This window comes from Amycolatopsis sp. Poz14, assembly GCF_006704225.1.
Taxonomy (GTDB): domain Bacteria; phylum Actinomycetota; class Actinomycetes; order Mycobacteriales; family Pseudonocardiaceae; genus Amycolatopsis; species Amycolatopsis nivea.
Genome location: NZ_JACLHD010000001.1, coordinates 3,324,953 through 3,338,427 on the forward strand (window position 1 = coordinate 3,324,953; position 13,475 = coordinate 3,338,427).

Here is a 13,475-nt window from a genome sequence, read left to right on the forward strand (position 1 = left end):
GAACGTGCGCGGGGTTTCTGGTTGGGCGATGACGTGGATCCCGGACGGGCGTTGGTGACGGTGGGGCAGTGGCTGGACGTATGGCTGGCGACCAGGATGGCGTTGCGGCCCTCGACACGACGGCTGTACAGGCAGTTGATCCGGGACTATCTGCAGCCGAGGGTTGGCGGGCTTGCGTTGTCGGAGTTGAGAGTGGGGAAGGTGCAGGCGGCGTTCACGGCGTTGGTGCGGGCGAGCGCGACGCGGTCGCGGCCGTTGTCGGCGACCACGTTGCAGCGGATCCGCGAAGTGTTGCGGGCTGCGTTGAACGGTGCGATCCGGCGCGGTCTGATCACGCATAATCCGGCGCGCTGGGTGGAGTTGCCGCCGGCGCGCCGACCGCGTGCGGTGGTGTGGACGCAGGCTCGTGTCGAGCTGTGGCGCCGGACCGGCGAGCGGCCGCCGGTCGCGGTGTGGACGGCGGAGCAGGCCGCGGTGTTTCTGGAGCATGTCCGTGATCACCGGTTGTACGCGCTGTTCCACGTGGCGGCGCTGCTGGGGCTGCGGCGCGGCGAAGCGGTCGGTTTGCGGTGGTGCGACGTCGACGTGGGGACGCGGACGTTGTCGGTGGTGCGGCAGCTCGTCGAGCGGGACGGGCGCGGCGTCTGTCTGCCGAAGACGGATGCCAGTTGTCGCATGGTCGCGTTGGACCGGGGGACCACGGCTTTGTTGCGCGGGCTGGCGCGGCGGGATCCGGCTGGCGATTGGGTCTTCTCTCATGACCGGGGTCTTCCGTGGAGTCCGAGCTACGTGTCGCGCACGTTCCGGACGTTGGTCGAGGAGGCCGGTTTGCCGCCGATCCGGTTCCACGACCTGCGGCACGGGGCGGCGACGCTGTCGCTCGCGGCGGGCAACGAGCTGCGGGTGGTGCAGGCTCTGCTCGGGCATTCGAGCATCGTGCTCACTGCGGACACCTACACGAGTGTGCTGCCGAGCCTCGCGCAGAAGGCCGCGGACGCGACGGCGGCATTGGTCCGCCGGGCCGGCTGCCATCGCGGAGCCAAGATCCGGCACGTCGTGCTGCCGCGGCAGCGCAGCGGATCGCCGCGCGCACGGCTGGTGCCGGCCGGTGGCTGACCGCTAGACCGCACGTCGGCTGCACACGGGCTGCACACAAGATCAAAGCCCACCAACGGTAAACCCCGAAAACCGGGGAAAACGTTGGTGGGCTTTGCTTTTTCGTTGTGCGCCATCAGGGACTCGAACCCCGAACCCGCTGGTTAAGAGCCAGCTGCTCTGCCAATTGAGCTAATGGCGCTTGGTGCTTCCCGCCGCTGTGGTTTCCCTCGGCGACGTGGAAAAGATTAGCAGGGCGTTCAGGCCCCGTTTCAGGGGGGTCCCCTTTTCGGCTCGCCGGGACAACAGCCCAGGTCAGCGGCGGTGACCCACCGTGTACCCAGGCAGCATCGGCTGGCGCGGCAGCGGGCAGGCCGGACGGGGGACCCCAGTGACCTGCGCGACACCGGCACTCGCCACAGTACCCCGGAAATGACAAAACCCCGGCTTCTCCGAAAAAGATCTCGGTGAAGCCGGGGTGTACGGGTGGCTAACGGGGCTCGAACCCGCGACCTCCTGGACCACAACCAGGTGCTCTACCAGCTGAGCTATAGCCACCATCTGGCAAAAGATCTCGCGATCACCTTGCTGGAAGCAATCCTAGCGGGTGCCCGCGAGCGCTTTTCAGGGGGTCACCCTCGGTGGCGTTCCAGCACTTCGGCGGCGGCGGCTTTGGCCTCGTCGCTCGTCGGGCCGGGCTGGGGGACGAAGGCGATCGCGCGGTAGTACTCGAGTTCGCCGACGGACTCCTTGATGTCCGCGAGCGCGCGGTGGGCCAGGCCTTTCTCCGGCTTGGCGTAGTAGATCCGCGGGTACCAGCGGCGCACGAGCTCCTTCACCGACGACACGTCGACCATCCGGTAGTGCAGATGGTTGTCGAGTTCCGGCATGTCGCGGGCGATGAAGCCGCGGTCGGTGGCGATCGAGTTGCCGGCCAGCGGCGCGCTGGCCGGGTCCGGCACCCATTCGCGGATGTACTCCAGCACGCGCTGCTCGGCCTCGGCGAGCGTGGTCGTCGAGGCGCGGACTTCTTCGGTGAGGCCGGACTTGGCGTGCATGTCGTGGACGACCTGCGGCATGCCGTCGAGCTTGGCGTCGTCGGCGTGGATGACGATGTCGACGCCCTCGCCCAGCACGTTCAGGTCGGCGTCGGTCACCAGCGCGGCTATTTCGATCAACGCGTCCTTGCCGAGGTCGAGCCCCGTCATCTCGCAGTCGATCCAGACAAGATGGTCGTTCACCCGCACCACCCTAACCCGACACGGGGATATCAGCGGCGTCACCTGGGCTTCCGGCGCGTTACGCTCGGTCAGCCAGTGCAGCGAGGTGTGATTTCGGACTCGGAACGGGGTGCGGCCAGTGGCCGAGCAAGCGTCGGGACCAGCGGCGGAGATCGCGCAGGGATACGTGAGCGACGGGGCGGCCGTCGAGCTGGGCGCGGTGGTGATCGACGGGAAGACGGAGGCGTCGGCCGCGGTCCGGCTGCCGCTGGCGACGCTGAACCGGCACGGGCTGGTCGCGGGCGCGACCGGCACCGGCAAGACCAAGACGCTCCAGCTGATCTCCGAACAGCTGTCGGCGGCCGGGGTTCCGGTCGTGCTGGCCGACGTCAAGGGCGACCTGTCCGGCCTGTCCGCGCCCGGCGAGGCGAACGATCGCACCGCGAAACGGTCCGCGGAACTGGGCGACGAATGGGCGCCCGAGGCGGGTCCGGTGCAGTTCTTGTCGCTCGGCACCAGCGGCACCGGCATCCCGGTCCGCGCGACGATCACCAGCTTCGGTCCGGTGCTGCTGTCGAAGGTGCTCGGGCTCAACGAGACGCAGGAATCGACGCTCGGCCTGATTTTCCACTGGGCTGACCAGCGCGGGCTCGCCCTGCTGGACACCAAGGACCTGCGGTCGGTCATCACGCACCTGACCAGCGACGAGGGCAAGGAAGACCTCAAGGGCATCGGCGGGGTGTCCGCGGCGACGGCCGGCGTCATCCTGCGCGCACTGTCCAATCTGGAGGCTCAGGGCGGCGAAGAATTCTTCGGCGAGCCCGAGCTGGACGTCCACGACCTGATGCGCCAGCAGGACGGCAAGGGCGTCATCACGCTGCTGGAACTGGACAATCTGCAGTCCAAACCGGCGCTGTTCTCGACGTTCCTGATGTGGCTGCTGGCCGAGCTGTTCGAAGAACTGCCCGAGGAAGGCGACCTCGATCAGCCGAAGCTGGTGTTCTTCTTCGACGAGGCGCACCTGCTGTTCTCCGACGCATCGAAGGCGTTCCTCGAGCGGATCGAGCAGACGGTGAAGCTCATCCGGTCGAAGGGTGTCGGCGTGTTCTTCTGCACGCAGCTGCCGACCGACATCCCGAACAACGTGCTGTCCCAGCTCGGTGCGCGGGTGCAGCACGCGTTGCGCGCGTTCACACCGGACGACCAGAAAGCGTTGGCGCGCACGGTAAAGACGTATCCGAAGTCGCCGCACTACGACCTCGAGACGGCGTTGACGTCGCTGGGGATCGGCGAGGCGATCGTCACCGTGCTGTCCGAACGCGGCGCGCCGACGCCGGTCGCGTGGACGCGGCTGCGCGCCCCGCGGTCGAAGATGGGGTCGATCGGGGCGGACGCGATCCGCGCGGCGGTCGCGTCGTCGGAGCTGAACGCGAAGTACGGGGAGACGATCGACCGCGAGTCGGCGTACGAGAAGTTGGCGGCGAAAGCCACGCCAGCCCCGGAATCGGTGCCGGCCGCGGAGCCCGAGGCGCCGGTCGCGCCCAAGCCGGAGAAGGAGGAGCCGGGGATGATCTCGCAGGTGCTGAGCAACCCGGCGGTGAAGTCGTTCATGCGGTCGGCGGCGAGTTCGCTCGGACGGGAGTTCTCGCGCGGGCTGTTCGGCAACCGGCGGCGTTGAGATACCTGACAGGAGATGGCAGGTATCGGCGGTTGACTGTGCGGGATCGAGTTTCCGGCAGGGGAGCAACAGCATGACCAGGACCGCCGTCGCCGCGTTCGAGCTGGACAAATGGGAGCCGCAGGCGCAGGACGAGGCCGGCGGCACGGCGTTCGCGCAGGTGCTGATCGAGAAGACGTTCACCGGGGCGGTCGAGGGGACCAGCCGGGTCGAAATGCTGACGGCGTCGAACGAGACGTCGCGCGCGTATGTCGCCTTCGAGCGGTTCACCGGCTCTGTCGACGGCCGGAAGGGAAGCTTCGTTCTCCGGCACACGGCCGGCGACGAGGGGCTGTCGCTGGTCTTGCTGCCCGGTTCGGGCACGGACGAGCTGGTGGGCATCTCCGGATCGGCCGACATCGCCGTCGACGAGGGGAAGCACACGTTCACGCTGGTCTACGAACTGCCGGGCGCGTGAAGAAGCCGCTCTCTCCAGGCCCCGAATTTCCCGGAGAGAGCGGCCAGGTTTCCTCACCGTCCCGAGAGTGAGGAGCGGAGGCGGGCCGCCCCGACCACGGTCCGCCTCCGGAGTTCCGGTCAGCCGTTGACGATCTGGTCGACGATCTTCTTGGCGTCGTTGATCGGGATGGCGAACCCGATTCCGACGCTGCCCGCCGAGGAGTTCGGGCTGTAGAGCGCGGAGTTGATGCCGATCACCTGGCCCTGGCTGTCGACGAGCGCGCCGCCCGAGTTGCCCTGGTTGATCGAGGCGTCGGTCTGGATCGCGGTGTAGCTGGGGCCGGACGTGACGTTCGAGGTCTGCCTCCCGAAGGGCGAGTTCTGCTGATCGCCGTCGCCGCCCCCGACGTCGGACAGCGGCCGGTTGAGCGCGCTGACGATGCCGGTGGTGACGGTGTTCTGCAGCCCGCCCGGCGACCCGATCGCGATGACCTGCTGCCCGACGGCGAGCTTGCTCGAATCGCCGAGCGTCGCCGCGGTGAGCCCGCTCGCGCCCTGGGCCTGCAACACCGCGATGTCGCTCTTGGTGTCCGAACCGACGACCCTGGCCTGGTACTTCTTGCCGTCCGACGTGGTGACCGTGACGGTCTGCGCGCCCTCCACGACGTGCGCGTTGGTGAGGATCCGGCCGTCCGCGGTGAGGATGACGCCCGATCCGATCGCCGTGCCCCGCCCGGTCGTGACGTTCACCTGAACCACACTGGGCACCACCTTCGCGGCGACGGTGCTGACATCCCCGGAAGCCGTGGTGTTGCTGATGGTCTGCCCAGTGGCGGCGGTCGACGCGGTGCTTGAGGACGCGCTGGTGCCGCCCGTCAGCCCGACGATCGCCGCACCGGCACCGCCGCCGAGCAGGGCCGCGGCCAGCGCCGTGGCTCCGACGAGCGCCGCCATCCGGCCGGGTCGCTTCCGCGGACCAGCCAGGGCTGCGGGCGGTTGCGCGGGTTGTGGCATTGGGCCGTAGTGCGGGATGCCTGACTGCTGCTGTGGGGTGTCAGGTTGGTTTTGCGGAATGCCTGGCTGTTGCGGGGCGGCGGGTTGGCTGTGCGGAGCTCCGAACTGCTGCTGCGCGGTGCCGGGTTGGTTGTGCGGCGTGCCTGGCGGGTGCGGCGCGGTGTTCGGCCCAGACTGCGCGGCAGTCCCCGGCTGAGGAACCCGGACCGCTCCGGGTCCGGCTGCCTGGGCACCGCTGGGCAGTTGCGCGTTGCCCGGCCCGGCCTGCCGAGCGCTGGCGGCCGTCTCCTGCTCGCCACGCCCTCCGGCTTGCCCGACAGGACCGCCTCCGACCTCCTGCGGACGTCCCTGTCCCGCAACGAACGGACTCGACCCGGCCCGGTACTGGCCGTACTGCTCACTGCTCTGGTGCGGCTGGTGCCCACCGGGTGTAGCGGGGCCGGGCCGGCTCTCGTTCTCGGTCATGAACCCAGACTCGCGCCTGTGCTTATGAGCAGCCTGTGGAAAACCCTCAGGCTTTCCTGAGAAGAATCAGCTGAGAATTCTCAGTCGTTCTCAGGCAGTGCATCCTCGTCCGTGCCGTGCCGTGCCGTGCCGTGCCGTGCCGTGCCGTGCCGTGCCGTGCCGTGCCGTGCCGTGCCGTGCCGTGCCGTGCCGTGCCGTGCCGTGCCGTGCCGTGCCGTGCCGTGCCGTGCCGTGCCGTGCCGTGCCGTGCCGTGCCGTGCCGTGCCGTGCCGTGCCGTGCCGTGCCGTGCCGTGCCGTGCCGTCCAGAGCGATGAGCCCGCGGAGCTCACCACCGCCGATCAGCAATGCGTCAGTCCAAACCGTCCAAAGCTTCCGCGCAACCCGGCAAGCTGGACGCGGCGCACCTCCTTTCCAGCCTTCCGGCCATCGTCATCCACCAACTCCCACACTTGTCAGTCAAAGAAACTCGGCACGTCCAACGCCCCTCCCGATGCCTCGAACTCGTCGTGCACGGCTTTGCGCAGCGCCGCGTCGGCGAGATAGTCGGCGGCTGTCAGAGCCAGCCCCAGCGCGCCGTCGATGACCGCCTGATCACCCGCCGGCGACCCAGCAGCCTCAGCGAATTCCTTGGTGTGCAAGGCGACCGTCGGCCCGGACACCGCGATCATCGGGTGCAGCGCGGGCATCCGGAAAGACAAATTCCCGAGGTCCGTGCTCCCCGTCAGGAACTCCGGCACGATGCCCGGCGGCAGCGGTTTCCGCCCCGTGCCCTGTTGATTGACCGACCACCGTCCGGCCAGTGTCGTGTTGAACCGGATCGGCAGATACGCCGGCTGCGCGTCCCAGCGCAATTCCACTCCGCAGCCCGTCATTTCGGCCGCGCCGTGGGCGATCGCGGTCATCCGGCTGGCCAAGTCGCGCAGCGTGTCGGGATTTGCCGACCGGAGGTAGAACAGGAGAGCCGCCCGGGCCGGGATCACGTTCGGCCGCGCGCCGCCGTCGGTGAAGATGCCGTGCACCCGGTCGCTCGACGGCAGCTGTTGTCGCAGCGCCGACACTCCTTGATAGGCCGCCACCGCCGCGTCGAGCGCGTTGCGCCCCATGAACGGCTGGGCCGAAGCATGCGCGCCGACGCCGTGGAACACCATCTCGAGCTGCCGCCTGCCGAGGAACGGGTGCAATGCGATGTCGTGGCTGAACGGGTGCAGCATGATCACCGCGTCGACATCGTCGAAGACCTCGGCTCGCGCGAGCGTCTCCTTGCCGCCACCGCCTTCCTCGGCAGGGGTGCCCACCAGGGACACACGTCCGCCGAGTCGTTCGGCCACTGCTGCCGCACCGAGGAATCCGCCTGCTCCGGCAGTGCAAATAACGTTGTGCCCGCAGCCGTGTCCCAATCCGGGCAGTGCGTCGTACTCGGACAGAACCGCGATGTGCGGCCCCTTGTTGTCCGGAGTTCCGGTGCGCAACGCGGTGTCCAGCCCGCCGAGGCCTACGGTGACTTCGTGCCCATGGGCGCGCAGCAAGTCGGCGAGCGCGCCGACTGACCGGTGTTCGGCGAACCCTTCTTCCGGATGCGCGTGCAGATCCTGGCTGAGCGCGACGAGTTCGCTCGCGCGGGAACGCACTTCTTCTTCAACCGCAGCACGGGTTTCCGCGTCGGCCCCGGCGTAGTCGGAGCTGAGCGGTTCGGCGGCGGCCACGGCATCGGCGGTGGCTTCGACTAGGGAACGGAGGTGGCTGTCGTCCGGCGGGACAGGTGCGGCGTGGGTCATGCGGGGAATGCTAACTCCGAACCCCGACAGAAATGGATCACCGCACGTCGGACAGCCGACCGGAGACGAGTTGGGCGACGCCGAAGTACTGCTCGCGCACCTCGTCGAAGCCACGCGCGCGCAAGCCGGCCGCGATCTCCCCTCGGTCGAACATGCGTTGCCCGCTGACGATTCCTCCTGCGGTGTCGGCGATCCGGGCCAGCCGGCAGTCTCGGCGGGCGCTCGTGAGCAGGACGATCCGGCCGCCGGGACGCAGAATCCGGGTGAACGAATCGAGCGCGCGTTCCGGCTCGGCGAACATGTGCAGGGCGGCGAAACAGCAGACAGCGTCCACAGTGGACGAAAGCAACGGCGGTTCGACCGCGTCGGCGCGGAGGTAAGCCACGTTCGGCGAGTCAGTTTCTTCGACCGCGCGCGAAAGCATGCTGCGTGCGCCGTCCAGGCCGATCGCGAGTCCGTCCGGTCCCACCGCGTCCCCGAACGCGCGCGTGAACCGGCCGGTTCCGCATGCGACGTCGAGCACGACTTGGCCCGGCTGTAGCCCGAGACGTTCAGAGGCCAGCGCGACCTCGTCGGCCATGCTCGGGCCGCTGGGGCCTTTGAGGACGCGGCCGAGCACGGGCCGCCAGTAGTGTTCGTATACCTGCGGCAGCAGCGTGGTGCGCATGAGCCGCTGGGTGAGCCCGGTGGGCGGGCCGGCCTGGGCCGCGTCGCCGAGGGTGTCGAAGAAACCGTCGGCTGTCGTGGCCGGTTCGCTGAGCAGATCGGTGAGCCGTTGCTGGGTGCTGTGGTGCGGCACGGAGGTCCTCTCGGTGGGATACCGGCAGTATGCGGCATCAGCTGCTCACTCGTTCGAGTGAAGATCTGCCCGATCAAGCGTTCGAGGCCCGGCATTGTCGGTGGCTGTTCCTAACGTCGTCCGCACGGTCTCCGACTCGCGGAGACCAGCGAGGAGGACTGACTGATGACCGCACCGATCCTGCGTCCGATCGACCTGCCCACCGGTGAAATCGCCGTGCATGGGGCCTTCGACCTGAGCGCCGCCTCGCGGTGGCTCGCCGGCGCGGGCCCGGCGGGGTCCTTCGCCGCCGAACCGGGCGTGCTGCGGATGGCGTTCCCGGTGGAGGGGGCCTGGACCCATGCCGGGGCCGCGATCCGGCAGAGATCCCCGGGCACGGTCGAAGTCGGGGTGGCGGCGCCGGTGGAGGTCGCCGCGCGGGTGGTCGCGCAGGTGAGCCGGATGCTTTCGCTTGATGTCGACGAATCGGGGTTCGCCGAGGCCGCAAGCCGGGACTCGGTGGTCCGGCGGCTGCACGCCCGTCACAGCGGAGCGCGCCCAGTGCTGTTTTCGTCGCCGTACGAAGCGGCTTGCTGGGCCGTGCTCACGCAAGGAATGCGGGTCCCGCAGGCGAGACGATTTCGCGAGCAGTTGACTGTGCGCCATGGCCGTCAGGTCGGCGAAGACGGGCTGTTTTCCTTTCCCTCGCCGCAGATTCTGGCCGAGCTGGGCGACGAACCGTCGGTGGGGCCATTCCGGCTCGCGCGCCTCCGAGCTGTCGCCCGGGCAGCTGTAGACGGTCGCCTGGACACCGAGGAGTTGCTGGCGCTGCCGATCCCCGAAGCGATGAGCCGCCTGTGTGCGATCCCGGGCATCGGAGCGTTCTCCGCCGAGCAGATCTTGCTGCACGGCGCGGGACATCCCGATCTCTTCCCCCGCCTGGACACCCAGCTCCACCAGATTCTGTGCGCGGAGTACGCGTTGCCTCCCGACACGCCGCCGGACGAGCTTGAGCCGTTGGCTGAGGATTGGCGTCCGTATCGGTCATGGGTTGCCCATCTATTCCGGTTTGATCGGCTGAAGGTGTCCGTGGAGGTCGCGGACTGAGCGGTACTTGAAGTCGCGGATCGGCAGGAGGGAGATGCCATGGAGTGAGGCCGCGGCCCATACCGAATCGCGGTCGACGGATGTTGCCTGGGCACTCACAGCAGCCAAATAGGGCCTGTGGTGAGGTGTCCGCGTGACTACGCCTGTACTCGCCGTCTCGACTGTGCTCAGTGCTCGACCGGGCACCGGAGAAGTCTCCGGTGCGGCCATGGCCGCGAGCACTGGGACAGTCAGCGCGGCGCTGGAACAGGCGAACACGCCGAGCGTCATCACGTTGGTCACCGGCGCGATCGCTTTGCTGGTCGTGCTGGCCGGCGGGACGCCGTGGCGGTTCGCCCGCAACGTCATCACGATCGTGCACGAGGCAGGCCATGCGCTGGCCGCGGTGACAGTCGGACGGCGGCTGCGGTCGATCCGGCTGCACTCGGACACCTCCGGGGTCACCGTGTCGCGCGGCAAGCCTGAGGGGCCCGGCATGGCGTTCACCGCTTTGGCCGGATACATCGCCCCGTCGGTCCTGGGACTGCTGTTCGCGAGCCTGGTCGGAGCCGACCTGATCACCGCGGTGCTCGTGCTGGTCGCGTTGCTGCTGCTGGGCGTGCTGATCATGGTGCGCAATGCCTACGGCGTGTTCACGGTGGTGGCAAGCGCTGTCGTGCTCGGGCTGGTGGCCTTGGTCGCGCCGAAGGTGGTGCAGGCGCCCTTCGTGTACCTGCTGACCTGGTTCCTGCTGTTCGGCGGGGTTCGGCCGGTGGTGGAGCTTCAGCTCAAGCGGCGGCGTGGCCAGGCGCGGGACTCCGACGCCGATCAGCTGAGCCGGCTGACCGCTGTGCCCGCGGTGTTGTGGGTGCTGGTGTTCGGCGTGCTCACGGCGAGTTGCGTGATCGCGGGCGGGTTGTGGCTGCTGCAACCGTTGGCGTTGTGATGCGGTCGCTGCGGTTGTCGGTTGCGGTGAGGTGACGCGGACTGGCGGCTCGGTGGCGTCGTGCGACGGCGCGCGGTCGCTGGGAAGCCCGTGGCGGTGCGGCGGCGACGTTCATGCACGCTCCGCGTGCGAGCGGACGGCGGCCGCGGCGGATTGGTCGAGCGCTGGCTGGGCGGCCGCGGCGGATTGGTCGAGCGCTGGCTGGGCGGCTCACGGATCGGTTGAGCGCTGGCTGGGCGGCTCACGGATCGGTTGAGCGTTGGCAGGGCGGCCCATGGATCGGTTGAGCATTGGCTGGGTTGCCGACGGATTGGTTGAGCGGCAAGCAGTTGAGTGGCAAGCGGTAGGGTGGAACGGCCGGTTATGGGCGCACGCTGTCGTCGGCAATGCCGTGGCAAGCTGTCGCCGCGCTTGGCAGGGCGTGCGCGACACTGCACGTCCGAGTGCTTGGTGGCGTTCGCGCCTGACCCAGCTCTCCTGGGTGGTTGCGATCTCCAACCGCTGCGGGTGATCAGTCACGACGCCGCGGTGAGGGGTGCGGGAGCTGTTCGGCGTTGGTCACGCGTCGGATGTCATTTGCATGCCTTCGTCTGGTGCGCGCCGAACTTGGCCTGGGCACTGGTGAACTTCTCACCGTATTTCGAGGACAGTTGCTGGATCAGGCCGGTGCACGAGAACGAGGTGTAGTCCAGGTATGACTGCGCCGCCTTGGCTGCCTGTTCGTTCCAGTCGACGTCCAGGCTGTCCACCGCCTGGGTGGCGACGTTCTTCGGGTAGCTGTCGCCGTACTTGGAGGACAGCTGATCGATCAGGCCGTTTCGCGAGAAAGCGGTGTAGTTGAGATAAGACAGCGCGGAGTCGCGGGCCTGCTCGACCTGGGGCGGGTACTGCGGTGCCTCGCTCGTTGGGCTGGACTCGACCGGAGGAGGGGATTGCGGAGTCTCGACGGCCGAACTCGTCGGGGCCTGGGGAGTCTCGCTGGTGGGGCTGGACTCGACTAGTTGCCCGTTGATGCATGACTGTCCGGCTTTGAGCGGAGGGCAGGACTCTTGCGGCGAGTAGCTGGGCGTCGAAGCTGAGGTGGGAGTCAAACCACTGGTGCCGAGACCGCTGGCGTCACCCTCACCGCCGGAGCAGGCGGTGAGGGTGACGGTCGCTGCGGCCGCTGCGGCGAAGATGGCGAGGCCCTTGATCATGCGGTGCTCCTTGGCCTGAGGTGGTTTGTAGTCGTGTGTGCTGCTCCGTTCGTTACGGCGGTGATGTCCACTTACCTCAGGTGCTTTGATCGCCGAACGGTGCCTGTTCCGGCGGTCTGATCAGGAGGTCGTGCACCGTTGCTTTCGGGCGACTTTGGGGTCTGGAAGCCCTGTCGGTTTCCAGCACCGTCGTGCTTAGGAACTGTGCGCGGGTGCTCCGGCCTTGGCGATCGCGACCTCGTCGCCCAACGGTCGCGGACGCTTTTCGTGCTGCCCGGGCTCAGGGGCGCGAGCAGTGCCACGCCTACGGCCACGGCGGCAATCCCGGCTCCACGTCGGCAGAAGGTTGCTCGTTCGCTGGGCACGTCGCTGCCTTTGGTAGGTTTCCGGAACTCATGGGAAGCCTCTCGTGGTCGGTCGGTGCGTCCCGGCGTCTGGCCCGCGATGAGGGTCCCGATGCAGGTCAGAGGCGGGTGTCCGGCAGACTGGACGTCTGCTGAGCCGCCGGAGGGAGACAGGCGATGGACGAGGTCGCGAAGGCCGTCGAGGAGTGTGCGCGGGCGGCGAAGGCGGCTGCGCCGTCGTTGGCTGCCGCCGGGGACGAGGCGGTGGACGCGGCGCTCGTCGGGATGGCGGAGCGGCTCGTCGCGCACCGGGACGAGGTGCTTGAGGCCAACCGGGCCGATGTTGCCAAGGCTACGGCCGACGGGATGAGCGCTGGTCTGCTCGACCGGCTCACCATCACGCCCGAGCGGCTCGACGGGATGGCCGATCAGCTGCGTCTGCTGGCCGGCGCGCCGCACCAGGAGCGGGCCGTCGACGTGTCCACGCTGGACGGTGGGCTGCGGCTGGTCGAACGGCGGCGTCCGGTGGGCGTCATCGGCGCGAACTACGAGGCGCGGCCGAACGTGACGGTCGACGTGGCCTCGCAGCTGGTCAAGTCGCGCAACGGCGGCGTGCTGCGGACCGGGTCGGCGGCGCTTGGCTCTGCGCAGCGGTTGCGGGACGTCGTGATCGCGCCCGCGCTCGAGGCTGCCGGGATCAACCCGGACGTCGTGCAGTTGGTGCCGCGCGTGGAGCGGGAAGCCGCGTCGGCGCTGGTTCGGCTGCCTGGGCTTGTACCGCTGGTCATCCTGCGCGGCAGTGGCGACAGCACGCGCGCGCTGGCGACTGAGGCGGCGGTGCACGGGGTGCGCACGTTGGCGCACGCTGACGGCGGCGGTGTGCTGTACGTCGACGCCGCGGCGGATGCGGGCAAGGTTCGTGACCTCGTGTTCTCGAGCCTCGACCGGCTCGGCGTCTGCAACCGGCTGAACCTGCTGCTGATCCACGAGGACGTGCACGACACGGTGTGGCCGCAGATCGAGTCGGCGCTGGCCGAGCGCGGCGTCACGCCTTCGCTCGCGCCGCACGAGCATCCGATCGGCTACGAGTGGGCGCTGGACTCCGAGCGGGAGGCGACGGTCACCGTGGAGAAGGTCGGCGGGCTCGTCGACGCGGTGGAGATCGCGAACGAGCGCACGTCCGGGCTCGCCGCGGGGATCGCGACCGAGGACCCGGCGGCCGCGGAGCGGTTCTTCGACGGCTACACCGGCACGGGCGTGTTCTGGAACGCGCCGACCCGGCTGCTGGACGGCTTCAAGCTGCTCGCGGTGCCCGAGACCGGCATCAACCTCGACCGGGTGCCGGGGCCGCGCGGGCCGGTGACCTACACCGACCTGTACGTCCGCCAGTACGCCGTAGTGCCCGCCTGACCTGGCCGGAGCGCGATGAGCGGATGGGC

11 protein-coding genes and 2 tRNA genes are annotated in these 13,475 nt (G+C 68.9%); 6 read left to right on the forward strand and 7 right to left on the reverse strand.

The window, feature by feature from the left end; genetic code table 11:
* Positions 1-21: 21 nt before the first annotated feature.
* A complete protein-coding gene (locus FKO37_RS16080) occupies positions 22-1,116 on the forward strand; it encodes a site-specific integrase (protein ID WP_238604883.1) in 1,095 nt (364 codons plus the stop codon).
* A 108-nt stretch (positions 1,117-1,224) separates the two neighbouring features.
* Here the strand turns inward: FKO37_RS16080 and FKO37_RS16085 are convergent.
* The 3 genes from FKO37_RS16085 to orn all read right to left on the reverse strand — a co-directional run bounded on the left by FKO37_RS16085 (position 1,225) and on the right by orn (position 2,336).
* A tRNA-Lys gene (locus tag FKO37_RS16085) sits at positions 1,225-1,297 on the reverse strand.
* A 283-nt stretch (positions 1,298-1,580) separates the two neighbouring features.
* Positions 1,581-1,653: transfer RNA gene (locus FKO37_RS16090), tRNA-His, on the reverse strand.
* 74 nt (positions 1,654-1,727) lie between these two features.
* Positions 1,728-2,336, reverse strand: a complete 609-nt coding sequence (gene orn / locus FKO37_RS16095; protein ID WP_037817745.1) for an oligoribonuclease — start codon at positions 2,334-2,336, stop codon at positions 1,728-1,730.
* A 118-nt stretch (positions 2,337-2,454) separates the two neighbouring features.
* Here orn and FKO37_RS16100 point away from each other — a divergent pair, with 118 nt between their 5' ends.
* Positions 2,455-3,993, forward strand: coding sequence for a helicase HerA-like domain-containing protein (locus tag FKO37_RS16100; RefSeq protein WP_134662594.1), 1,539 nt, complete (start codon positions 2,455-2,457; stop codon positions 3,991-3,993).
* Positions 3,994-4,066: 73 nt separating this feature from the next.
* Positions 4,067-4,450, forward strand: coding sequence for a DUF3224 domain-containing protein (locus FKO37_RS16105; RefSeq protein ID WP_043839052.1), 384 nt, complete (start codon positions 4,067-4,069; stop codon positions 4,448-4,450).
* A gap of 119 nt (positions 4,451-4,569) precedes the next feature.
* Here FKO37_RS16105 and FKO37_RS16110 read toward each other — a convergent pair whose 3' ends face one another.
* The 3 genes from FKO37_RS16110 to FKO37_RS16120 form a co-directional block, all read right to left on the reverse strand.
* A complete protein-coding gene (locus FKO37_RS16110) occupies positions 4,570-5,505 on the reverse strand; it encodes a S1C family serine protease (RefSeq protein ID WP_370318186.1) in 936 nt (311 codons plus the stop codon).
* Positions 5,506-6,363: 858 nt separating this feature from the next.
* The gene (locus tag FKO37_RS16115) at positions 6,364-7,686 is read right to left on the reverse strand and encodes a M20 family metallopeptidase (protein ID WP_134662592.1); all 1,323 of its coding nucleotides are present in this window, start codon (positions 7,684-7,686) and stop codon (positions 6,364-6,366) included.
* A gap of 37 nt (positions 7,687-7,723) precedes the next feature.
* Positions 7,724-8,485 (reverse strand): class I SAM-dependent methyltransferase, encoded by a 762-nt coding sequence (locus FKO37_RS16120; protein WP_037817629.1) that lies wholly within the window; start codon positions 8,483-8,485, stop codon positions 7,724-7,726.
* Between the two features lie 165 nt (positions 8,486-8,650).
* Between FKO37_RS16120 and FKO37_RS16125 the strand changes: the two genes are divergently transcribed.
* Both FKO37_RS16125 and FKO37_RS16130 read left to right on the forward strand, forming a co-directional pair.
* A complete protein-coding gene (locus FKO37_RS16125) occupies positions 8,651-9,571 on the forward strand; it encodes a DNA-3-methyladenine glycosylase (RefSeq protein WP_051729374.1) in 921 nt (306 codons plus the stop codon).
* Positions 9,572-9,779: 208 nt separating this feature from the next.
* Positions 9,780-10,496: a M50 family metallopeptidase gene (locus FKO37_RS16130; RefSeq protein WP_037817627.1), complete on the forward strand. Its 717-nt coding sequence runs from the start codon at positions 9,780-9,782 to the stop codon at positions 10,494-10,496.
* 572 nt (positions 10,497-11,068) lie between these two features.
* Here FKO37_RS16130 and FKO37_RS16135 read toward each other — a convergent pair.
* Positions 11,069-11,692 (reverse strand): Ltp family lipoprotein, encoded by a 624-nt coding sequence (locus FKO37_RS16135; RefSeq protein ID WP_238604884.1) that lies wholly within the window; start codon positions 11,690-11,692, stop codon positions 11,069-11,071.
* Positions 11,693-12,213: 521 nt separating this feature from the next.
* On the opposite strand from FKO37_RS16135, the gene FKO37_RS16140 reads away from it, so the two are divergent.
* Positions 12,214-13,446, forward strand: coding sequence for an aldehyde dehydrogenase family protein (locus FKO37_RS16140; RefSeq protein WP_134730406.1), 1,233 nt, complete (start codon positions 12,214-12,216; stop codon positions 13,444-13,446).
* Positions 13,447-13,475 lie beyond the last annotated feature (29 nt).